Source organism: Collinsella sp. An271 (assembly GCF_002159695.1).
Lineage (GTDB): Bacteria > Actinomycetota > Coriobacteriia > Coriobacteriales > Coriobacteriaceae > Collinsella > Collinsella ihumii.
Map to the genome: position 1 here is coordinate 1 of NZ_NFJE01000020.1, position 20,404 is coordinate 20,404.

A 20,404-nucleotide genomic window follows, 5' to 3' on the forward strand; every position below is an offset into this window, starting at 1 on the left:
CTCTGCCGAATACTTGGGCGACGGATGTCCCATCCCATGCCCCCTTTCCCCGTTTACGGCATCATGCCCAAACGGAACTCGATGTGTCAACGGAAACGGGGGAGATTCAACGAGCGCGATCAGCGCCGACAGCCGCTCCCGCGCCGCACCCGGGCCCCGGAACCCCGAGTGCCAGGAGAACCAGTCGAGGTAGAGCTGCGCCCTGCGCGACGAGAGCCCCCTGAACCGGGCGAGGAACCCCTTCATCGCGCCGTGCACCGCGTTGAGGGGGTCGGGCCTCCGCTCCCCGGAGTAGCTCCTCGCCACCTCCATGCCGAGGGCCGCGGCCGCCGACCCGACGGACGACTGCATCTCGCACTCGATCCTCGCCGACAGGGGGGGCCGCCGAGCCGAGCTGGCGCATCGCCTCCCCGCGCCTGTCGCCGCGAGCGAGGCTTGCGTAAGACCTCTCCGCCGGCGCCTTCCCCTTTCTGGCAATCCCGGCCCCCTCTCTCAACCTGCAAATCAAGTCACGAAGAGGCATGAGCCCCGCGATGCGTCTATCCTGTCCTTACCCGAGCAATCGGCTGATACAATGGAAGCGGTCAGATGGGTCCATTGCGATCAGGCACGAGGGGAGGCGCTCAAATTGACGAGGATTATCCCTAATCCCGAGGTAATTGCTTGGGCAATGGAGCGCGTCCGCAAAGAGCCGCGCGATTTCATTGGCATCAGCAAGTGCGCGGAGCAATGGGTTACCGGCGAGAAGGTTCCGACCGTAAAGCAGATGCAGAAGTTGGCGGGGAAAACGCATGTGCCGCTTGCGTACTTCTACGATGACACTGTTCCGAGCATGTCCCTGCAGATACCGGACTATCGCACCACCTATTCCGGCAGTGCGGAAGAGCCGAGCCCCGAGCTCTACGATACCATCAATCTCATGCAGTCCCGACAGGACTGGCTCAGTGCGTATCTGGAAGACTCCGGCAACGAGCCGGTGAGCTTCATGGGAACATGCGCTGGCGATCGAGATGCCAAGAGAGCCGTGTCTATGATTCGCTCCATCCTCTCCCTTGAGGACGGTTGGGCACGTTTCCTAAAGGCGGACGAGACGGTGAGGCTTCTGCGCAGGAAGATTGAATCCACCGGGGTGTACACGTGCGCCGGCAGCTTCTTTCATCATGGCAGCAGACCCTACGACGTGAACGAGTTCCGAGGCTTCGTGCTGGCGGATGATTACGCGCCTATCATCTTCCTCAATACCCAGGACGCAAGATCGGCCCAGCTCTTTACCCTCGTCCATGAGTTCGCGCACCTTCTCTTCAATGAGACGGGCGTAGACGACATGGTCTACGAGATGCCGGAGAAGGAGGATCTGTGCGACTCCGTGGCGGCGGAGGTGCTCGTTCCCGCCTCCCTCGTCTTCACCTTCTTCGATCAGGCGCCGACCGAGGAGGCGGTCGCCTCTCTCAGGAAGGCGACGAAGGCGAGCGAAATTGTCTGCCTGCGTAGAGCGCACGAGCTTGGATGCATAGCCCGTGACGATTTTTTCAGAATCTACGGCGCCTACAAGCGTAGGCTGGAGGATATCGGCTCTGCGAAGCAGAAGCAAACCGATCGAGGGCCTTCCTACTACATCGTTCAGAAGAGCATGTTGGGTGACCTTTTTGCCGACACCGTGTTCGAGGGTGTCAAGTCCGAGTGTCTGCTGTTTTCCGATGCCTACAGGCTCACCGATATGAATGCGAGCAGTTTCAAGAAGTTCTACGCCGAGGGAGGCAGGTACCTGTGACGCCATCATCCGAGGCGTTTCTCCTCGATACGAACGTGTTCATAGAACCCAAGAATACTTGGTACCCGTTTGACGTGGTTCCGGGGTATTGGGACTTTCTGCGGATGGAGCTCGGCAGTAAGCGCGTTCGGAGCATAGTTCCTGTCTATGAGGAACTCCAAGGGCATAAGGATGAGCTATCAGAGTGGGCGAAGGAACTGGGGAGGAATCGCTTCGAAGATTGCGTGGAGAACACAGCCGTCCTCGAACGCTACCTGGCGGTTGCTGCGTATGTTCGCTCGCTAGAAGGCAATGATCAAAGACAGAAGCGCCGCAGCGCTATCGAAGGCTTCCTCCATGAAGGCGTGGCTGACCCATGGCTCGTCGCACATGCAAGTGTTTACGGGGAGACGGTTGTCACCCATGAGGTCTCGCGCGCTTTGCGACCCACTAAGGTCTCGCTCCTCGACGTCTGCGATCACTTTGAGGTGCGGCATATCGAAGTGGTGCCTTTCCTGAGAAAGATGAGCGCTGCATTTGAGCTCAGGAGAACCGCGTGACGGACCCACCGCCGGAGATCCGCTCCCGTCAATCGGAAAGCAACTCGGCCTCGCCCAGGTAGTCCACGAACGAGTCGATGATCTCCGCTGTGCGCGCCTCGATATTCTCCTCGGTGAAGTCGTCGCGCGTCCCTGCCAGCTCGGCGAGCTCGCGGCCCTCAAGTACCAGGGCGAAGTGTCCGCAGCGGCCGACGAGAAGTCTTTCGGTGGCTTGTTGCAGTTCAAGAAGGTTCCTCTCAGAGAAGTGAGGGGCAAGCACATGTTCTTCAGGTAAGAAATCGACCCCATTGGTACCAGAAACCGCGATTCCCGAAGAGTGTGTCTCCTTGACCTGCGAAAACAAGATCGCCAGAACCAGAGCGGGCAATCGAGTGGGATTATTGTTCGGAGCGCGCCTCATAACAACTCCGCCACTGGTGCACTCGGATCGCAGCTGTTGCGCCTAATGGCGTTGAGCAGACCGTAAGAGCACCAAGCTCGTCAAGCTCCTCGGCTCCACTGCGTGAGGAAATATACTTACCTTGAAGGAAGGGCGTTGAATAGAGCACCGAGCGTTCACGGCAGGGCTGTCGGAAGTAACTTGGGCTCGTAGCGGCATTGAAGTATAGAAGGGGGCGGACACATGGGCCTGAGGACATTTATAGAGGATAAGAATCTTTCCACAGAGCAGCTGCACCGTTTCTTCAGGGGCGTAGGACGTAAGTTCGCCGAATTGTCTCTTGAAGAATTCGACGACAATTTCAACGAATTCAAGATGAAGCTTGCGAGGTATGCCGATACCGAGCTTTGCGGCGATGAACGCCTGGAGCTTTATCGTGAGGTGTATGATTTAGTGGTTGTCTTGCGTAGCAAGCAGCTCGAGGGCACCGACCCGACAGGACGACGCCGGATCAGGGCAACTTACGACTTGGAGAAGTCGTTTTTAAACGATGCCGAAATCAATCTGGCCATTCTGAAGGCTCTGCATACACCTATGACACAGGAGCAGATTGCACATGATGTCCTGCGGTGCACCCGGAACGCTATCGGAACCCGCCTCAGCGCGTTGCAGAATGGTTTTCGTCTGGGAGATATGCAGGTCAAAATCGCGCCCCCATGCCATAGACAATATGGGTCAACCGTGCACCCGATATTGCTGCCGCTTAATCTTACCGAGGTATATGCGTTGCTCAGCGTGCTTGGTGAGGCGTGGAGCGGAAGGGACAGTCTGGATCCGCATGCGGTCATCGCACGCGACCTCGCCGAGAAAATATACTTTCAACTCACCGACTACGCGCGTGGAAAGATCGATGCGCGTCTGGAGGAGCGCGGGGCAAAGCCAGAGAAGGGGGAGGCGCCCTGGTATGACTTCGAGACGCATCGTGCTGGCGACAGAAAGAAGATGACAAAGGTCCGCCGTTCGCGTAATTGGATGTATCTCGAAAAAAGCAGGAGGCGCGTTTGCATAACGCTGGCTTGTGGCGATGCCGAAGCAGGGGATGATGAGCATGGCGAGAAGAGTGCGGAAGCACCTAAAGTCTATGGTCGCCTTGCGCTTGGGAAGAACCCTGCCTTCTATCTCAAGGACAAGAGCAAGAACCCTGCATTTTGTTTTGTCGTGGAGCTCGATGACGGTTCCCTCGTTTCGCTCAGCTGGGAGGACGTTGTCGATATCGAGGAGGCTTCTGAATAGGAGTCCTGCTCTGAACCGGACGGCTTGCCGGCGCGTATGCGGGTGGAATCTGGCTGTACCCGCACGCGCGCCGCATGCAATGTCTACTTCAAATGCTCCGCAAGCAGAAGCTCCGGATCCTCGGCGCTGGCATAGCCGGGGAACGCTTCGCTTATGCCGAGGCGCATGGTGCTGAGGTACGCCTCGCTTGGAGCGTTGTGCGGACGCTTATCGGCGCTGGTAAACGTGAGCATGGGGATGCCTGTGCGCGTGCCCAGCTCCACCTCACGGCCATACCACTGGCCACTGCGTCCCTCCTGGTCACGAACCTGTTCATATTGCTCGCGCGTGATGAGGTACGCGCGCGCGTGGGTGAAACCGGGGTTGTCGACGTCAAGAAACGCTACTCCCGCGCCGCCCCATGAGCGGCTTTCGTTGCCGAAATACACATCGTGAAAAAGGGGCATAGAAGCGGTGCAAATCGGGGGCGTAGGGTCACTGCATCCCTCATAGGTCCGACCGTTGTCCTTGCAGGTTCCGCCCGCAAGGTAGCACATAAAGCGCTCGTAGCTCATGCACGACCCGTACGCAACGTACCAAACATGTGTTTTGCGCAGGGCAATCGTACGGGACCACGGTTGCAGCTGCTCGGGCACGCGGGTCGCACTCTCTACTTCGCCGAGGTATTCGTAGGTCCAAGCCTGACATTTGCGGTCGTGCGCGTGGAGCATGCCTTGCATGACGACTTCGACCCCCGCTCGGCGGTACAGCTTGCCGTTATCCTCGAGCTCATCAAGCTTTTCCAGCGTGCGGGCGTCCACCATACGAACCTCACCAAGCGTGCATCCGCCGTCATCACTTGGTTTGATGCCGGGGAACGAGCCAAGGCTGTAGAGGGCGTGTCCGTTCAGGCGCGCAGGGCCTCTGTGCGCACAGCCTTTGAGTATGCTCGCGTTCCGCATCCCTTCCATAAGCGAGCCGTACACAAAGACGGGAATGAGGGCTTCGCGTCCGAAGAGTTCGAGCAGCTCGGCGACGCGGACGGTTATGTCGGTCCCAAACCCCACGATAGTGCGGCATCCCAACAAGCGCTGCTCGTATCCGGAGATAATCGATGCGACCATTGTGCAGAAGTCCGGGCATATGTCGGAGAGGCGGTCGGCGAATTCTGGATAGCCGGCGCTCGCGAAATTGCGGAGATCATCGATCTGTTGGACCTCGCTATCAAATCCGTGGCCCGCAAGTCCGCGCCCGCAGCAGAAGGTGAGCCCGCGCCGCAGCGCGTCGTAGAGGCCGGACTCAGGGCTCGGCGGTTCGTGCATAGCAAGAACGGCACGCATGAGAATCTGGCAGCACGCGTAGCTGGGACGGTAGACAAAATCGACGCGGCAGTCAGAATCCATACGGTAATCGCTGAAGTACGAGAAGCTTCCGTCTTCACGCTGGAAATCTAGGATTTGGTCGAGTGCAGCAGCAAAGTCATCAGAGTCCACGGGCTCGCTATCACGGAAATGGGCGAGCGCGGTGTCCATGCGGTCTATCTGCTCGGTATCGGGGCGGCGGTACATCTTTTCCTGGGGGCCAGCGGAATTGACTTGAATGAAGGGGTCGCGGATGAGCTTGAGTTCCATGGTGAATCCTTTCAGTCTTGGGGTGATAGCCGGCGCGCCTTTGCTGATTATATTTTCTGGCAGATGCGCGTTTGTGGCTGCCAAGCGGTGCTTGGCAATTTGAATAACGAGCAAATGGGTCTCTGTTGGTGACTGTGCGGTGCTTGTCGCCTTCGGTATGTACACCGCATTGCTTACGAGAAGGGGCGTACTGCGAGTAGGGATGCGTCAGGCGAGGGGCGATACTTGCCGTTTGGTCAGCTAGATGCATCAAAGAGATGGAATGCATAGGCTGATATGACATGGTTTTGTTTCTGTTGCGATAGAGGGTAGAAGGATCGCGCACAGCGATTAGTGCTAGGGGCGCTCCAAGTTCCTTCAGAGCTTTTCGGCTGGACGGTGGCTGGGCGGGTACTTGTTTTTAGCAATTGAGATTTTGCGCTTCGCGGGGTGGGGACGAGGGTTGTTAAGCTGATCCTGCCGTGGTGGCGCCGCTATTCGTTGGACGTCTTGCGAGGGCGACAGACCTGCGGGAGGGGGCATTCCCGGACCCATCGCGCGCATCTTGCCCGCTTACGCAGGATTTATATGGGAGCTCCTGGGGCGCAAGGATGCGCGCCTGCTGTGCTCCAGCACTTCCGATGCGGTCGCAAGTTGCGGCGAGGGGCATGGAGCTCCTCCCGCCCAGGGAAGCGCCGTTTTACTGGCCAATACGGCGTGCGGCCTTCCGGGGGCGCGCCTTTCGCGCCTCGACCGCGTGACGGGCTGATCTCGAGGCTCCGTATACGCGGTGGGAAGACCGCGCCTCGCCTACAGCAGAATGGAAATTTCTAGCCACTTTCGCTGGGAGGGGGACGGTGCCGTTGGTCGGCGCTTGCCCAGCAGGTTACCCGCTAACGGTACCCAGAACTGCGAGAGAGGGCTTCAAAATGGACCCTCTCTCGCAGTTCTGGGTACCGTTGGCGGGTGTTCAACACTGCGGCGCATCACGGGCGGGAGGGAGTCCGTGATGCGCCGCCTTTCCTCAAACTCGGTATAACGCGCTCAGCAGATCGTGCAGAGCGGTCGAGCTCGACGATTTCCAAGCATTGCTGATTCCGGCTGTCTGTTCAAAGGGCGGTTCATAGGCCATATATCCTCCTTTTACCGCCATTATTTAACCGCCACTGGCGGTAAAGATGGCTCCGAGCAGCCGTCCCTGGTAGTGCGGAGCTGGCGCCCGTGATGCAATGTGCCGCGCATCATCGGGCGGGCTCGTCATGAGATGGAAACATAGCGCGTGTACACTAGCACCCTATGGCTTCGCCCATGACCTGCATAACGGGACCTGCCGAGGGGAAATACATGTTCGATTCCATCATGTCCGTACTCGCCACGCTGAACAACAATGTGCTGTGGGGCATTCCCATGGTCGTGCTGATGATCGGAACGGGCGTGTTCCTGCTCGTCGTCACCAAGGGCGTCGTCTTCACGCGCTTCAACGTCGTGATGCGCTACACCACCAAGACGCTTTTCCATCGTCCCAACAAGGACGAGCTGGAACACGGCGCCATCTCGCCGTTCCAGGCGGTGTGCACCGCGCTTGCGGCGACGCTCGGCACGGGCAACATCGTGGGCGTGGCGCTCGCGGTGGCGACGGGCGGCCCGGGGGCGATCTTCTGGCTGTGGCTGAGCGCGCTTGCGGGCATGGTCATCAAGTACTGCGAGGTCACGCTTTCGGTTGCCTACCGGACTCGCAACGAGCGCGGCGAGATCGTTGGCGGTCCCATGTACTACATCTCCCGAGGCCTGGGAACCGGCTGGCTCGCGGTGCTCTTCGCCATCTTCGGCTTCCTGGCGTCGTTCGGAATCGGGGCGAGCGTGCAGGCGAACTCGCTCGCCGGCAGCGTGAACGCGACGTTCGGCATCCCGCTGCCCGTCATCGGCGCCGTCGTGGCGGTGCTCGCCGGACTCGTCCTCATCGGCGGCATCAAGCGCATCTCGCATATCACCGAGGTGCTGGTGCCCTTCGCCGCCGTGTTCTACCTCATCGCGGCATTCGTGGTGCTCGTCATCAACGCGGCCGAGATCCCGGCGGCCATCGGCATGATCTTCCGCGACGCCTTCACCGGCACGGCGGCCACGGGCGGCTTCGTGGGCGCTACGGTCATGTACGCCTGCCGTGTCGGCATGTCGCGCGGCGTGTTCACCCACGAGGCGGGCATGGGCTCGGCGCCCATCGCGCACGCCTCCGCCGACACCGACCACCCTGCGCGCCAGGGCCTGTGGGGCACGTTCGAGGTGTTTTTCGACAGCATCGTCATGTGCACCATCACCGGGCTTGTGATCCTCACCTCGGGGCTCTGGTGCGCCGACCCCATGATGTCCGAGGGCGCCATGAGCTCCGCGGCTTTCGGACAGAGCATCCCGGGCGGTCAGTACGTGGTGACGGTGGGGCTGATGCTTTTCGCCTTCGCGACGCTCATCGCGTGGTACTACTACGGCGAGAAGTGCGTGGAGTACCTGCTCCGCGGACGTCGGGGCGGTCGCGTGGCGATCCGCATCTACCAGGTCGCCTATGTGGCCATGGTGTTCGCGGGCTGCGTGGCGAACCTCGATGCCGTGTGGGAGTTCGCCGATTGCTTCAACGGCCTGATGGCGATTCCGAACCTGATCGCGCTCATCGCGCTTTCGCCCGTGATCAAGCGCCTCTCGCAGGATTTCTTCCGCGATCCCGACCTCCGTCGTCCGCGCAACGAAGACTACAGCGATCTGCTGACGTTCCGCGACAAGTAGCGCGGGTGCGCCGGGTGCGGCGCCCCTCGCGTATTCCTGAAGAAAGGGCAGGGGGTCAATGACACAAAGCGTGCCAAGCGGCCCGCTTTGTGTCATTGACCCCCCCATCGCTCACCATGCTCGGTAAGCGCGGAGGGCGACTGCGAGGCTCCCAGCCAGAGCGCCTTGCATGACGCATACCGTTATCCTGCCTGCTCAAAGCCCCTTCCATATCCTGGTCAACAGGGTAGCCTTGTTCTTGAAAGTCGAAGGGGGGCAAAGCTTCATGTCAGACAGGTTCGAGCGATTCGAGAATCTTCCCGAGGACCGCAGGCGCGCCGTCGTTGACGCCGCCGCCGAGGTGTTCGGTGACGAGGATTACGCCCGCGCGTCCACGGCGGACATCGCCAGGCGCGCAGGCGTGTCGAAAAGCCAGATCTTCTTCTACTTCAGAAACAAGCGCGATCTCTATCTCTACGTGCTCACGGCGCTCACGAGGCGCGTTGCGGACGCGGTGGTCGACGATCGCTGGTACGAGATCGACGATTTCTTCGAGATTATGCGCTACGCCGCGACGCGGAAGGCCGGGCTCGTGGGTTCGAGCCCGCGCATCATGGACTTTTTTGTCCGCGCGTTCTACCTCGGCCATCGCGACATATCGGGGGTGCTCGACGCGTTCATGACGGATGCGGTGCCCGCTATGGTGCAGACGTATCTGGGCCACGTGCGCTGGGAGCGCTTCCGAGAGGACGTCGACCCCATGCGCGCGGCGCGCATGCTCGTGTGGTGCGGCGACGGCTACCTGCACGAACAGCTGCGCGGCGGAGGCGAGTTTGACTTGGAGGCGATGCTTTCCGAGTTTCTCGTCTGGCTCGATTGGCTGAAACGGGCCACGTACAAGGAGGAATACCTATGACAGCGAACGGCACGACGCCCGCGATCAGCGTGCGCGGGCTCACGAAGGATTACGGCCGCGGCCGCGGCGTCTTCGACGTCAGCCTCGAGGTGGCGGCGGGCGAGGTGCTCGGCTTTCTCGGCCCCAACGGGGCGGGGAAGACGGTCACGATGCGCCATCTCATGGGGTTCGTCAGGCCGCAAAAGGGGACGGCCGAGGTCCTCGGGTACGACTGCTTCCGAGAACGGCCGTCGGTGCAGGCGCATCTAGGCTACCTTCCAGGAGAAAACTCGTGCATGCGGGAGATGACCGCGCAGTCCTTCCTCGACCTCATGGCGGGAATGCGGGGCATGCGCGACCGTTCCCGGATGCTGGAGCTCGCCGATATCTTTGGGCTGGATCTCCGTGCGCGGATCGGCGGGATGTCCAAGGGAAATCGGCAGAAGGTGGCCATCGTGGCGGCGTTCATGGCCCGTCCGGACGTGCTTCTCCTCGACGAGCCCACGAGCGGTCTCGACCCGCTCATGCAGGAGCGCTTCCTTGATCTTGTGGAACAGGAACGCGCGCGGGGTGCCGCCATCCTGCTCTCCTCGCACATCTTCGAGGAGGTCGGGCGGGCGTGCGACCGGGTTGCGTTCATCCGTGCGGGGCGCGTGGCCATGACCTGCACCATGGACGAGGTGCGCTCGATGCGGGGCCGCGGCTACACGGTCGAGTTCTCGAGCGCGCGGGAGCGTTCGCGCTGGCAACTCGCTCACGGGGATGGTCCCGCGGAAGGGGAGGTCCGCAGCGTCGAGATCCGCGACGTGCGCGACGTGAACGCGCTCATCCGCGAGCTCTCCTCATACGACGTGGCCGCGATCACGTCCCGCGAGCAGACGCTCGAGGAGCTGTTCTTGCACCTGTACGAGGGCGGCGAGCCCTCACGGCACAACTAGGGGGTTTCGATGATCCTTCCTCTGTTCAAACACGAGCTCCGCTCCTGCTTGCTCCCGACCTCCATCATCGCCGCGGTGGTCGTCCTCTACGCCGTCGTCATCATCGGTATGTACGATCCTGAGCTCGGGGAGTCGCTCGCCCTTATGCGCGACGCCATGCCCGAGCTCTTCGCGGCCTTCGGCATGGCCGACCAGGGGACGACGCTGTTGGAGTTTGTCGTCAACTACCTGTACGGCTTTTTGCTTGTGGTGCTTCCCCTCGTTCTTGTGGCGGTCCTCGTCAGCCGGCTCGTGGTCCGACACATCGAGCGCGGCAGCATCTCTTACCTCCTCGCGCAGCCCGTGAGCCGCACGAGGCTCATGCTCTCGCAAGCGGGCGTCCTTGCTCTCTGCCTCGCTCTCCTCATGGCGGTGCTGACCGCGTCCGAGCTGGCCTGCGCCCACGCCATGTTTCCCGGCGAGATCGGTGCCGCCGATCTCGTTGCCGTCAACGTGGCGACGCTGTGCCTGTGGGTGTTTCTCTCGGGCGCATGCTGGGCGGGCGCCTGCGCCCTGCCGGGTGTCACGGCTGCGCGATGGGCGGGCGTCGCCGTGTGCTCGCTGTTCGTCCTCGTGCAGATGCTCTCAGGGGTAGGGGACGAGCTCTCATGGCTCGGCGACATCACGCCCCTTGCGCTTCTCGACCCTCTTGGGGTGGCCTTCGGTGAGGCCGGGGCCGTTGCGGGCGCGGTCGTGCTTGCCATATCGGGGGTCGTGCTTTTCGCGTTGGGGATAGCCGCGTTTGCGCGCCGCGACCTGAGCGTGTAGAGGGCGTGCCGCCATCTTCCTGCCATGTCGGTTTTGCGTGCGGAAAAGTCGCTCTCTGTTGGTGGCTTCGGCGCCCCTTCGGCTGGGATAATCCTTTTGGCAAACGATGAAGTCAAGCCGCATCGCGCGCTCCAAGGTGGTCGCGCGGCACGCGGAGAGGAGAAAACCACATGGTGCTCGGCAACAGTCTGTTTCATGCTCGAAAGAAGGCCGGCTTAACACAGGAGGAGGTGGCCGAGCGTCTGGGCGTGTCCCGTCAGACGATCGGGAAATGGGAGGCCGACGAGACGCTGCCCGATATTCGTCAGTCCAAGCGCCTGGCCACGCTCTACGGCGTGACGCTCGACGAGCTCATCGAGTTCGATCTCGACGTGAGCCAGGTTGAGGAGGCCATCGAGCGCTCGAGCGAGGTGCTTGAGGAAAAGATCGACTGGACGAGTGCCTGGGCGAAGAAGTACCCCATCCTTGCCAAGTACCAAGGTGAGGTCAACATCCCTCTGTACGCGCGCCGCATCCGCCAGATGCTCGACGAGCTCAAGGCGGAACACGGCTACAGCGAGCTCGATGCCATGCTCGCCTTGAAGGATATTCTCTATGGGGTCTGGAAGCAGGCCAAGGCGGCAGGGGAGAAGTAGGCCCCGCCTTCGCGCTTCGGCGGCGAGCGTCGCCGCCTTTCCGTAGTGGTAGGCTTCTCTATTATCCTATGTAAATGCGCAATCTCAGCACGTTTTATCCTCGGAATGCATCTGCTGCTGACGAGATGCTCATTCGCTATTGGGTGAAATTTCGGTATAATTCAACCATAATTAGGAGGTAATTATGGCGACTTGCGTACCGATTAGTGAACTTAAGGACAGTGCGGCGTTTGCTGAGAAGGTGGCACGAGCGGGCGAGCCGGTCATCGTGACGAAAAACGGCTATGAGAAATTCGTCGTCATTGATGCTGACTTGTTTCGCGAGTATCGCCGAGAAACACCTGAAGAGCATCTGGAGCGTTTACTTCAAGAGGCAGATCGCGACATACGTGCCGGTCGCGTTTCCGATATGCGCGAGGGCTTGAGCGAGATTCGAGCCAAATATGGCTTGTGATGTTCTATGGACCGAGCGAGCTCAGCAGGACGTTGATGACATCATCGGCTATATCGCGGTCAAGCTGGCGAGTCCCCACGCTGCGCGCGAACACCTGATTGCGTTTGAGGATGCTGTAGATCGCATCTCGAATAACCCTGAACTGTACGCTATTTCTCGACAGCCGTCGTGCACTGCGCGCGGTCTACGTGCATGTTTTGTGAGACGGTATGTCCTGCTCTATTCCTACAATGATAAAGACACCGTTCTTGTATATCGCGTGTTTTCTACCCTGCAAGACTACGGGTCGATTGTCGAGCGCTGCGACCATGGGCATGGCTCCGCGCTTTGACAGAGGTTTTGGAGGTTACCGCCTGCTTTGAATTGCCCCGCGACGCGGTTTTCGTCCAAGAACTATGGCGCTCAGCTGGAATGCACCATATGCGACGTGCTCGTTTGACGTGACTACGGTGTTTCCGTCGGTGCTTTGCGAGCAGGTGAAGTCGACTTCGTGGCGAGTGGACACGCGGACAAGCTGCACTTAACGCAGGCGTACGAGTGCCACTCCAGTAAAAAGCGGACCGTTTGGCACGCTAAAGGGGGTCAATAAAAGCTCCTAGCGCGCCAAACGGTCCGCTTTGTGTCGCAGCCCTCCGTCGCATGTCATTCCCGGCGCAACGTCTCGCCCTCGTCGAGCGATGGGGCGGCGAGGGCGGAGATGGCGCGTCCAAGGCATGCGAATCGCTCCGGGTCGAGCCGGTAATGGGACCAGCGCCCCTCTTTGCGCTGGGAGACCAGGTCCGCCTCGACGAGAATCTTCATATGATGCGAGAGCGTGCTTTGGCTTACGGCGAGATGATCGAGAAGCTTGCAGGCGCACAGCTCCCCCTCCCGCGAGAGGGCGGCGACGATTTCAAGGCGGGTCTCGTCCGCGAGCGCGCGCAGGACCGCCACGCTGGGCGTCCGGGGTGCGAGCTCACCGGCTCTCAGGCGCTGCGCAAGGTCGTCGACCCGTTCCTGAATGGCGAGCATGCACGCCTCCATCGCCGCGTCCCCCTTTCCCGTCGGGTCATCGAGTCCCCAGTCCTCTCGATGTTTGCACGGCAGGGTGGGGCAGCTGACGCCGCAACCCATGGTCACCACGATATCGACTGCGGGGATTTCGCCCAGCGCCTTGCTGCGAAGGCCTGTGGTGTCGACGTCGCGTGCGGCGAGCAGGCGCAACGCATCGGGATTTGGGGTGTCCTCGGGATCGGTTCCCGCCGAGAACGGCTCGATGATGTCCGAAGCGCGCAGACGCGCGAGCGCCTCGGCTATCTGGCTTCGGCATGCGTTGTGCGTGCAGACGAACGCGACGCGGGTTCTAGCTGTCATGGTGCGCTCCTCCAAGACGGTTGGCTCAGCCAGATTGTATCCTATACATTGACGGATATCGATCTGACAGATATATTGATAAATATCGATATGAAGACGAGAGGGGCTGATCATGGAGCATAACGGGACGTCGTGGGTGAAGGAGATCTGCCTGCGCAGCACGTCGACATGTCCTGCCGATCTGTTGGAGGAGCTGATGGCGGTGCCGGAGTGTCCCACCTTCGGCCCCGTCCACCACTATCTTGCTGGTGCGGCGCTGCTCGCCTGCGCCAAGCGCGCGGGAGCGGACGGAAACCTCGAGGCCCAGCTCGACGAGCTGGAGGAGCGCTCCTCGGGTGTGCCGGGAGGGGCCTGCGCGCGCTGGGGTGTGTGCGGCGCGGCCGCCTCATGCGGCATGGCGCTCGCGATCGCGCAGGAAAACGCGCCGCTCAAGGAGGCGGGATGGAGCGAGACCCAGCTCATGGTGGCAGATCTGCTCGAGAAGATCGCGCGTGCGGGGGCGCCGCGTTGCTGCAAGCGCGACTCCCGCATCGCGGTGCGCGAGGCGACGCCGTGGTTCTCGCGTGCGCTCGGCGTCGAGCTGGGGCTGCCCGCGTCGCGCCCCGTCTGCACGGTCTCGAGCAACAACACCGTCTGTATCGGGAGCTCCTGCCCGTATTTCGGCTAAGCGCTCCGCAGGGGCATCGACCAATCTATTCTGTGCCCAGACGGCTGGTGCTTTTTGGACGGGACCATTTCTGCTCATCGTGGGAGCGAAAACGGCCCCGTTTCGGGATTATCCGTCCGTCCGAAACCTGACCGATTGGGGCGCTCGTTCCGCCTCGCGTATGTTAAAGTAAGCTAACTTTATAAGCGCCGAATCCGGGAGACCGCCATGACGTCCGCAATTCCGCTCCTCGCAATCGGCCTCGTCGGCTCGCTCGTGATGTTCGCCGGCGACATGCTGCTGTACTTCACGCCCGGCGCCTACGACATGGATGGCACCTTGAGACCCTATGCGAGAATCATGCGCGACCTGCCCGAGGGGCGCGTGCGGCTGGGCGGCATGCTCGGGCCGGTCGCCTCCTTTTTCTATGTCGTCGGGTTCGCAGGGCTGCCGATGCTCGCGACAGGCGGGTTCTCTTGGCTGACCTGTGTGGTTGCCGCCCTGCTCGCTTTCGCGCTCATCTGTGGCGGCGCCTACCACGCCCAGTATCCGTATCTCGCCATTGCCGCGCGTACGGGGGATGACGGACTTGTCGATCGGGTAGCCGGCAACATCATGGCGCTCCAGCGTCTGGCCACCATCCCGATGTACGCGGCATTCGTGCTCCTCGGCATGCTCGTCGTGCTTGGCCAGACGCAGCTTCCGCCGTGGATGGTCGTGACCACGCCCCTTGTGACGTCGTTTCTCGGTTTCGCGTGGCTGCGTGTGCCCCAGCCGGCCCGCTGCGTACTGTTCGGCGGTTGGAGCAACCTCGTGTTCACGATCATGTTCGCGGCGATGATCGCCTTCGTCCTGCTGTAGGAGGGGGCGGTGCGCATGGAGTGCTTCGATGTCGGGCAAGACGGCTTTCACGGGTTCCTGCATACGCCTGCAGCAGATAGCGATCGTGCCACCCGCTTCGCCGGCAAGGCGCTCATCGTTATGGGCGGCAGCGAGGGCAACGAGAACATCCCGCGCGACCTCGGGGCGCGCTTCGCACATGAAGGCGTGACGGCGCTAGGGCTCTGCTATTGGAACGCGCCCGGTCTGCCGCGCGAACTCGTGGAGGTTCCCGTAGAAAGCGTCGAGCGCGCCGCGGGGCTCTTGCGGTCGCGGGGCTTCGAGAGGATCGGCGTCTACGGCATCTCCAAGGGCGGGGAGCTGGCGCTGCTCGCCGCCTCGCTTATGCCCGATATCTCATGCGCGGTGGCGCTCTCTCCGCTCGACCACGTGATGCCGGGTATCACGGGCAGCGGCAGTCTGCTGTCGAAAGGCGTGGCCGCGCGCTCAAGCTGGACGTGGCGCGATGAGCCGCTGCCCTGCGTCCCCGGCGGGATGCGTCTGCCCTACGCGAGCATCGTCCTACGGTCGCTTCGCGGGCGTCAGCTCGACATGCGCTTTGTGTACGAGCGGATGCTCGGCGGCGCGACGGAGCAATCCGCCATCAAGGTCGAGCTGATCCGCGGTCCCGTGCTGCTGGTGAGTCCTGCGCGCGACTCCATGTGGCCGAGCGACGAGGCGTGCCGTCGCATCGAGCTTCGCCTTCGCGCCCACAGCCATCCCTGGGAAGTCGAGCGCCTTTCCTATGGGCATGCGAGCCATATCATCGTGCCCATGGACACCGGCATGCTCAAGCTGTTTCGAGAGGAGCGGCAGTTTCCCCGGGAGTGCGCAGCCAGCCGCGAAGCTGCGTTTGGCTGCGTCCTCGATTTCCTGGAGCGGTGGCGGTGATTCGGCCCGCATCATAATGGGTCATTTGGGGACGTGCTTGTTTCAACCCATCGTCGTGCAAGCGACCACGTCCCAAAACGTGCTGCGCGTTGTTTCGGAGTCCCTGCTTACCCATCGAGTGCCTGGGCGCCCCCGACGTTCACCGCCTGCAGGCGCGCAAGCTCCTTGAACTGCTGGGGCGACACACCGTGCGCCCGTGCGAACGCCGCCGCGAAGCTCGTGGGGGAGCGATAGCCCGCAAGCTCCGCCGCCTCCCTGACCGTGCGCCCCGACGTGAGCAGCGACCGCGCCTCCCGCAGGCGCATCTCGGTGAGGTACGCGCCCCATGAGCGCCCGGTCGTCCGCCGAAAGAGACGCTTGAACTTGGTGAGGCCCATTCCCGCGACGGTTGCGGCCTCCTGCTGGCTCGCGCCGTCGCGCCACCGCGCGTGCGCGAGCTCGATGGCGGCGAGGATGCCTGCCCGGTCGCCTTGGTCTTTCGGCAGGGCCGCAGCCGTCGTTCCGACGAGCGCGCCGAGCAGCATCTTGGCGGCGCCCTCGTAGACGAGAGAGGCGCCGGGTGCCATCGGATCGGTACGGGCTATCTCGCCGAGCGCGGAGAGGACTCCCGGAGCCCAGCCCACGCTGCGGTGCATCTCAGCGAGAAGCGATGATATCTCGTCGATGGAGTCTCGGCCGAGCTCGGCGAACGCGTCGCGAAGGGCGTCCTCGAAGTACTCCACCTCCGTATAGGAAAAATGAGATCCCGCCAAAACGGGGGAGGTGACCCATCCCTCGCGCGTCTCGATGTAGGCGATCGCGGCGGCCTCCGTCGAGGCTTCGCGGTCATAAGGGCGCGCCATCGGGCCGCGCACGGTGAGATAGCGGCGCGTGTCGATGGCGAACAGCGTGTCCTGGAACATGGTGAAATCGCAGGTGACCACTGTGAAGTCCCCACAGGTCCAAGCGCGGTACCAGCCGTCTGCCCGAACCCCGTCGCCCAAAAAGAGCGTGCCGGCCCCCTCATCTTGCTTTGCGGGTAGCATCCCCATGCGCTCGAGCTCTGCCGCCTGGAAGAGCTCCGGCTCTCCGTCCGGTCGCTCGGCTCTCGCGTCGGTCGTTTTCCCCATGGCCGTCTCCCCGTTCAATGCATCAGTTCAGAATGACTGTAAGTCTAATCTAACTTGTTGCGTCTGTACGGGGACTTCGTCCAGTCGCGACGGAAAGGGGGCCAGATGGCACATCGGAAGGAGGATGCGGGCAAGGAGACATCCTGGGTCGCCCGCGTCATCGGGTTCACGGGAGGCGGGAGGTGGCTCATCTACCTCTCCATGGTGCTTTCGGCGCTCTCCTCCCTCTGCTCGTTCGTGCCGTTCATCGTGGTGTACCTCGTGGTTGCGGATGTCGTTGCGATCTACCCCGATTTCGCGGCGCTGGACGCGGCACGTATGGCCGGTTTCGGCTGGATGGCGATCGCGGGCGTGGTGGGGAACATCGGGTTCTACCTCGCCGCCCTGCTCTGCGCGCATTCCGCCGCTTTCGATGCCGAGTACAACCTCAAGCTGCAGATGGCCGAGCATCTGGCGCGCATTCCGTTGGGGCGGCTCGAGGCGCTTGGCAGCGGGCGCGTGGGCAAGGTCATGGACGAGAGCGTGGGCGCCATAGAGGGCTTCTTGGCCCATTCGCTGCCGGACACGGTGGCGGCGTTCACGGCGCCTGCGGCCATCGCGGTGCTGCTATTCGTCTTCGACTGGCGCTTCGGCCTTGCCGCCGTGGCGTGCGTGGTGGCGGCTTTCGGCGTGGAGGCCGCCGGCTTCTCCAACAAAGCGGTCACGGAGAAGATGCGGCGCCACCTGGTCAACCAGGAGCACATGACCAACGCCACGGTGGAGTACGTGCGCGGCATGCCCGTGGTCAAGACGTTCGGTCAGACGGCGGAGTCGTTCGGGCGCCTTTCCGCCGCGGTGCGCGCCTATACGGACCTGGCGCTCGACGTGGCGCTGTTCTGGCAAAGCCTCATGCCCGCCTTCACGGCCATCATCAACAACGCCTACCTGTTCATCCTGCCGGTGGGCATCATCCTCGGTGCGGGACTCGCGGGCTCCGACTTTCGCGCCTTCGCGCTCGACTTCATCTTCTACCTGCTGTTCGTGCCCTCCATCGCGGGCGCGCTCAACAAGATGATGTACATCTCCGAGGACAGCATGATCATCGGCGCGCAGCTCGCGCGCATCGACGAGCTGCTCGGCATCGATCCGCTTCCCGCGCCGCGTCCCGAGGCGGTGCGCGCGCCCGAGCGTTTCGACGTGGAGCTCGATTGCGTGTCGTTCGCATATGGCTCCGGTGGCGAGGAGGGCGAGGGCGACGGCGCGCTCGCGCTCGACCGGGTGAGCCTTGCCGTGCCCGAGGGCACGACGCTCGCCATCGTAGGGCCGTCCGGCGCGGGCAAATCGACCGTGGCGAGCCTCGTGGCGCGCTTTTGGGACGTGGACGCCGGAGCGGTGCGCATCGGCGGCGTCGATGTGCGCGACATGGATCCCGACGACCTCATGGGCTGCGTGAGTATGGTGTTCCAGGGCGTGCACCTCTTTCGGACGAGCATGTTCGAGAACATCCGCATGGCTCGCCCCGACGCCACGCGCGAGGAGGTGGTCGAGGCTGCGCGCGCCGCGCAGGCGGACGGCTTCATCCGCGCGCTGCCCCAAGGCTACGACACGGTGTACGGCAGCGCGGGCGTGCATCTCTCCGGCGGAGAGGCGCAGCGCGTCTCCATCGCCCGCGCGATCCTGGCGGACCGTCCCATCGTGGTGCTCGACGAGGCGACAGCCTTCTCGGATCCCGAGAACGAGCATCTCATCCAACGCGCTTTCGAACGGCTCATGGCGGGCAAGACGGTCATCATGATCGCGCACCGGCTCTCCACCGTGGTGGGGGCCGACCAGATCGCCGTGATCGACGGCGGGTGCGTGGTGGAGCGCGGCTGCCATGGGGAGCTGCTCGCCGCGGGCGGCGCCTATGCGCGCATGTGGGAGCGCTACACGCAGGCCCTCTCGTGGGGTATCGGCTCGGATGTCAAGTCGGAGGGTCTGGACGCGCCGTGCGTTTCGGCCGACAAGGAGGTGGTCTAGATGATGGATGCGAACGGAAAGCCGCGGGTGCAGCGCGCGCTCGCGCTCACCGACGAGGGATACCGCAGCCTCAAGGGAGCCGTCGCGGCATGCACGCTCACCAACCTGGTGCTCATGGTGCCGTTTACCATCACGGTGATGGTTTTCGGCACGGTGCTCATGCGCCTCACGGGGCAGGATGTGGATTGGCAGGCGCTCTGGGGACTTTTCGCGGCGGGTGTCGTGGGGCTCGTCGCGGTCTTCCTTTGCGCGCGCAACGACTACCGACGCACCTATGTGACGGCCTACCGCGAAACGGAGGCCACGCGTATGGGCTTGGCCGAGCATCTGCGCCGATTGCCCATGTCCTTCTTCAACCAGCGTGACCTCTCGGAGCTCACCGAGAACCTTATGGGCGACGTGTCGAGCCGCGAGTCGCTCATGTCGAGCACGGTCCCGCAGCTCGTTGCAAGCTGCGTCTCCACGGCGGTCGTCTGCGTGATGCTCGCGTTCTTCGAGTGGCGGCTCGCGCTCGGCGTGTTCGCGACCCTGCCGGCGGCGCTTCTCATCGTGCTCGCCGCGCGCGGACGCGAGCGCAGGCTTTTCGAGCGGCAGACCGAGGCACGTCTTGCGGCCTCCGCGCAGCTCATGGATTACGTCGAGGGCATGCGCGACATCCGCGCGTGCCGGCAGGTGGGGGCGCAGTCGACGCCTATGCGCGCGGCGCTTCGGGCCCTGCGGGACATCGCGATGAAGGTGGAGCTCGCGGTGGACGTATGCGTCTCTGCTGCGACCACGGTGCTCCAGGCGGGCGTGGGCATCACGGTTTTCTCGGGCTGCGCGCTCCTTGCGGGCGGTGAGGTCGACTTCCTCACGCTGCTCATGTTCCTGCTCATCGCCTCACGCGTGTACGGACCCATCACGTCGATCCTCTCGCAGCTGCCGAATCTTTTGCAGCTGTCCGGGCGCACGGCGCGCCTGCGGGCGCTCGCCGACGAGCCGGTCGCTTCGGGAGCGGGCGATGCGTCGGGCTTGGGCGTAAAGCCCATTGACCTGCGCGACGTGCGCTTTTCGTATGCCGGCGGCGACGATGAGGTCCTGCGCGGCATCTCCTTCCGCATGGAGCCCGGCACGGTGACCGCGCTCGTCGGCCCTTCCGGTTCGGGCAAGTCGACGGTCGCCAAGCTCGTCGCACGGTTCTACGCTCCCTCGTCCGGCTCGATACGCGCGGGCGGGGTGGACCTGGCGGGGTTGGACGAGGAGTCGTGGCTGCGCAACGTATCCGTGGTCTTCCAGGACGTGACGCTATTCGACGACACGGTGATGGAGAACATCCGCATGGGCCGCGCCGGCGCCACGGACGAGGAGGTGCGCGCGGCGGCGCGGGCTGAATCTACCCCGATTCCGTTTACACCCTTACGCCGCCATCGGGTGGCGGTCCTCCTCGGGCCAGTTGGCCCGCTCGAACTCCTCGGGGCTGAGGTACCCCAGCGCC

At 62.8% G+C, this 20,404-nt stretch carries 19 protein-coding genes and 1 pseudogene; 15 read left to right on the plus strand and 5 right to left on the minus strand.

Annotated elements, in window-relative coordinates:
- Window positions 1-351, minus strand: a pseudogene (locus B5F74_RS12550) (hypothetical protein); the annotation flags it as partial.
- Window positions 352-628: 277 nt separating this feature from the next.
- On the opposite strand from B5F74_RS12550, the gene B5F74_RS11630 reads away from it, so the two are divergent.
- Together B5F74_RS11630 and B5F74_RS11635 are read left to right on the plus strand one after the other, a co-directional pair.
- Window positions 629-1,771 (plus strand): ImmA/IrrE family metallo-endopeptidase, encoded by a 1,143-nt coding sequence (locus B5F74_RS11630; protein ID WP_158095785.1) that lies wholly within the window; start codon window positions 629-631, stop codon window positions 1,769-1,771.
- Entirely contained in the window at window positions 1,768-2,310 is a 543-nt protein-coding gene (locus B5F74_RS11635; RefSeq protein WP_158095786.1) for a DUF4411 family protein, read from the plus strand. The genes B5F74_RS11630 and B5F74_RS11635 overlap by 4 nt, the downstream gene beginning before the upstream one ends.
- Window positions 2,311-2,338: 28 nt before the next feature.
- On the opposite strand, the gene B5F74_RS11640 is transcribed toward B5F74_RS11635, so the two are convergent.
- Window positions 2,339-2,710, minus strand: a complete 372-nt coding sequence (locus B5F74_RS11640; RefSeq protein ID WP_087202667.1) for a hypothetical protein — start codon at window positions 2,708-2,710, stop codon at window positions 2,339-2,341.
- Between the two features lie 222 nt (window positions 2,711-2,932).
- On the opposite strand from B5F74_RS11640, the gene B5F74_RS11645 reads away from it, so the two are divergent.
- Entirely contained in the window at window positions 2,933-3,982 is a 1,050-nt protein-coding gene (locus tag B5F74_RS11645) for a hypothetical protein (protein ID WP_087202669.1), read from the plus strand.
- A gap of 83 nt (window positions 3,983-4,065) precedes the next feature.
- On the opposite strand, the gene B5F74_RS11650 is transcribed toward B5F74_RS11645, so the two are convergent.
- Window positions 4,066-5,592: a gamma-glutamylcyclotransferase gene (locus B5F74_RS11650; RefSeq protein WP_087202671.1), complete on the minus strand. Its 1,527-nt coding sequence runs from the start codon at window positions 5,590-5,592 to the stop codon at window positions 4,066-4,068.
- A gap of 1,323 nt (window positions 5,593-6,915) precedes the next feature.
- On the opposite strand from B5F74_RS11650, the gene B5F74_RS11655 reads away from it, so the two are divergent.
- The 7 genes from B5F74_RS11655 (at window position 6,916) to B5F74_RS11685 (ending at window position 12,385) form a co-directional block, all read left to right on the plus strand.
- On the plus strand, window positions 6,916-8,346 hold the full coding sequence (locus tag B5F74_RS11655) for a sodium:alanine symporter family protein (protein WP_087202672.1): 1,431 nt from the start codon (window positions 6,916-6,918) through the stop codon (window positions 8,344-8,346).
- A gap of 265 nt (window positions 8,347-8,611) precedes the next feature.
- The gene (locus B5F74_RS11660) at window positions 8,612-9,241 is read left to right on the plus strand and encodes a TetR/AcrR family transcriptional regulator (RefSeq protein ID WP_158095787.1); all 630 of its coding nucleotides are present in this window, start codon (window positions 8,612-8,614) and stop codon (window positions 9,239-9,241) included.
- Window positions 9,238-10,158 carry an ABC transporter ATP-binding protein gene (locus B5F74_RS11665; RefSeq protein ID WP_087202676.1) on the plus strand — a complete coding sequence of 307 codons (921 nt, stop codon included), beginning with the start codon at window positions 9,238-9,240 and terminating at the stop codon, window positions 10,156-10,158. Before B5F74_RS11660 ends, B5F74_RS11665 begins: the two co-directional genes overlap by 4 nt.
- Before the next feature lie 9 nt (window positions 10,159-10,167).
- Window positions 10,168-10,965 carry an ABC transporter permease subunit gene (locus B5F74_RS11670; protein WP_087202677.1) on the plus strand — a complete coding sequence of 266 codons (798 nt, stop codon included), beginning with the start codon at window positions 10,168-10,170 and terminating at the stop codon, window positions 10,963-10,965.
- A gap of 170 nt (window positions 10,966-11,135) precedes the next feature.
- On the plus strand, window positions 11,136-11,600 hold the full coding sequence (locus tag B5F74_RS11675; RefSeq protein ID WP_087202679.1) for a helix-turn-helix transcriptional regulator: 465 nt from the start codon (window positions 11,136-11,138) through the stop codon (window positions 11,598-11,600).
- A 184-nt stretch (window positions 11,601-11,784) separates the two neighbouring features.
- Window positions 11,785-12,054 carry a type II toxin-antitoxin system Phd/YefM family antitoxin gene (locus tag B5F74_RS11680; protein WP_066829506.1) on the plus strand — a complete coding sequence of 90 codons (270 nt, stop codon included), beginning with the start codon at window positions 11,785-11,787 and terminating at the stop codon, window positions 12,052-12,054.
- Window positions 12,044-12,385 carry a type II toxin-antitoxin system RelE/ParE family toxin gene (locus B5F74_RS11685; RefSeq protein ID WP_087202681.1) on the plus strand — a complete coding sequence of 114 codons (342 nt, stop codon included), beginning with the start codon at window positions 12,044-12,046 and terminating at the stop codon, window positions 12,383-12,385. Before B5F74_RS11680 ends, B5F74_RS11685 begins: the two co-directional genes overlap by 11 nt.
- Window positions 12,386-12,696: 311 nt before the next feature.
- On the opposite strand, the gene B5F74_RS11690 is transcribed toward B5F74_RS11685, so the two are convergent.
- Window positions 12,697-13,407 (minus strand): metalloregulator ArsR/SmtB family transcription factor, encoded by a 711-nt coding sequence (locus B5F74_RS11690; protein ID WP_087202683.1) that lies wholly within the window; start codon window positions 13,405-13,407, stop codon window positions 12,697-12,699.
- A gap of 112 nt (window positions 13,408-13,519) precedes the next feature.
- Between B5F74_RS11690 and B5F74_RS11695 the strand changes: the two genes are divergently transcribed.
- The 3 genes from B5F74_RS11695 to B5F74_RS11705 all read left to right on the plus strand — a co-directional run bounded on the left by B5F74_RS11695 (window position 13,520) and on the right by B5F74_RS11705 (window position 15,823).
- Complete coding sequence (locus B5F74_RS11695) at window positions 13,520-14,074, plus strand: DUF5714 domain-containing protein (RefSeq protein WP_087202685.1); 555 nt, start codon at window positions 13,520-13,522, stop codon at window positions 14,072-14,074.
- A gap of 207 nt (window positions 14,075-14,281) precedes the next feature.
- Window positions 14,282-14,914, plus strand: a complete 633-nt coding sequence (locus tag B5F74_RS11700; protein ID WP_066829502.1) for a DUF6796 family protein — start codon at window positions 14,282-14,284, stop codon at window positions 14,912-14,914.
- Window positions 14,915-14,929: 15 nt separating this feature from the next.
- Window positions 14,930-15,823, plus strand: a complete 894-nt coding sequence (locus tag B5F74_RS11705) for an acyl-CoA thioester hydrolase/BAAT C-terminal domain-containing protein (protein WP_087202687.1) — start codon at window positions 14,930-14,932, stop codon at window positions 15,821-15,823.
- Between the two features lie 107 nt (window positions 15,824-15,930).
- Here B5F74_RS11705 and B5F74_RS11710 read toward each other — a convergent pair whose 3' ends face one another.
- The gene (locus tag B5F74_RS11710) at window positions 15,931-16,932 is read right to left on the minus strand and encodes an AraC family transcriptional regulator (protein WP_087202689.1); all 1,002 of its coding nucleotides are present in this window, start codon (window positions 16,930-16,932) and stop codon (window positions 15,931-15,933) included.
- Window positions 16,933-17,037: 105 nt separating this feature from the next.
- Here B5F74_RS11710 and B5F74_RS11715 point away from each other — a divergent pair, with 105 nt between their 5' ends.
- Together B5F74_RS11715 and B5F74_RS11720 are read left to right on the plus strand one after the other, a co-directional pair.
- On the plus strand, window positions 17,038-18,930 hold the full coding sequence (locus B5F74_RS11715; protein ID WP_087202690.1) for an ABC transporter ATP-binding protein: 1,893 nt from the start codon (window positions 17,038-17,040) through the stop codon (window positions 18,928-18,930).
- Window positions 18,931-20,404, plus strand: a 1,474-nt coding sequence (locus B5F74_RS11720) for an ABC transporter ATP-binding protein (protein WP_087202692.1), incomplete at its 3' end; no start/stop codon positions are given. It abuts the gene before it with no gap.

Coding starts and splice junctions, on each gene's coding strand:
- B5F74_RS11705 (WP_087202687.1), top strand. CDS start 14,930: ATGGAGTGCTTCGATGTCGGGCAAGACGGCTTTCACGGGTTCCTGCAT.
- B5F74_RS11685 (WP_087202681.1), top strand. CDS start 12,044: ATGGCTTGTGATGTTCTATGGACCGAGCGAGCTCAGCAGGACGTTGAT.
- B5F74_RS11680 (WP_066829506.1), top strand. CDS start 11,785: ATGGCGACTTGCGTACCGATTAGTGAACTTAAGGACAGTGCGGCGTTT.
- B5F74_RS11650 (WP_087202671.1), bottom strand. CDS start 5,592: ATGGAACTCAAGCTCATCCGCGACCCCTTCATTCAAGTCAATTCCGCT.
- B5F74_RS11690 (WP_087202683.1), bottom strand. CDS start 13,407: ATGACAGCTAGAACCCGCGTCGCGTTCGTCTGCACGCACAACGCATGC.
- B5F74_RS11670 (WP_087202677.1), top strand. CDS start 10,168: ATGATCCTTCCTCTGTTCAAACACGAGCTCCGCTCCTGCTTGCTCCCG.
- B5F74_RS11715 (WP_087202690.1), top strand. CDS start 17,038: ATGGCACATCGGAAGGAGGATGCGGGCAAGGAGACATCCTGGGTCGCC.
- B5F74_RS11665 (WP_087202676.1), top strand. CDS start 9,238: ATGACAGCGAACGGCACGACGCCCGCGATCAGCGTGCGCGGGCTCACG.
- B5F74_RS11640 (WP_087202667.1), bottom strand. CDS start 2,710: ATGAGGCGCGCTCCGAACAATAATCCCACTCGATTGCCCGCTCTGGTT.
- B5F74_RS11710 (WP_087202689.1), bottom strand. CDS start 16,932: ATGGGGAAAACGACCGACGCGAGAGCCGAGCGACCGGACGGAGAGCCG.
- B5F74_RS11700 (WP_066829502.1), top strand. CDS start 14,282: ATGACGTCCGCAATTCCGCTCCTCGCAATCGGCCTCGTCGGCTCGCTC.
- B5F74_RS11645 (WP_087202669.1), top strand. CDS start 2,933: ATGGGCCTGAGGACATTTATAGAGGATAAGAATCTTTCCACAGAGCAG.
- B5F74_RS11655 (WP_087202672.1), top strand. CDS start 6,916: ATGTTCGATTCCATCATGTCCGTACTCGCCACGCTGAACAACAATGTG.
- B5F74_RS11675 (WP_087202679.1), top strand. CDS start 11,136: ATGGTGCTCGGCAACAGTCTGTTTCATGCTCGAAAGAAGGCCGGCTTA.
- B5F74_RS11695 (WP_087202685.1), top strand. CDS start 13,520: ATGGAGCATAACGGGACGTCGTGGGTGAAGGAGATCTGCCTGCGCAGC.
- B5F74_RS11660 (WP_158095787.1), top strand. CDS start 8,612: ATGTCAGACAGGTTCGAGCGATTCGAGAATCTTCCCGAGGACCGCAGG.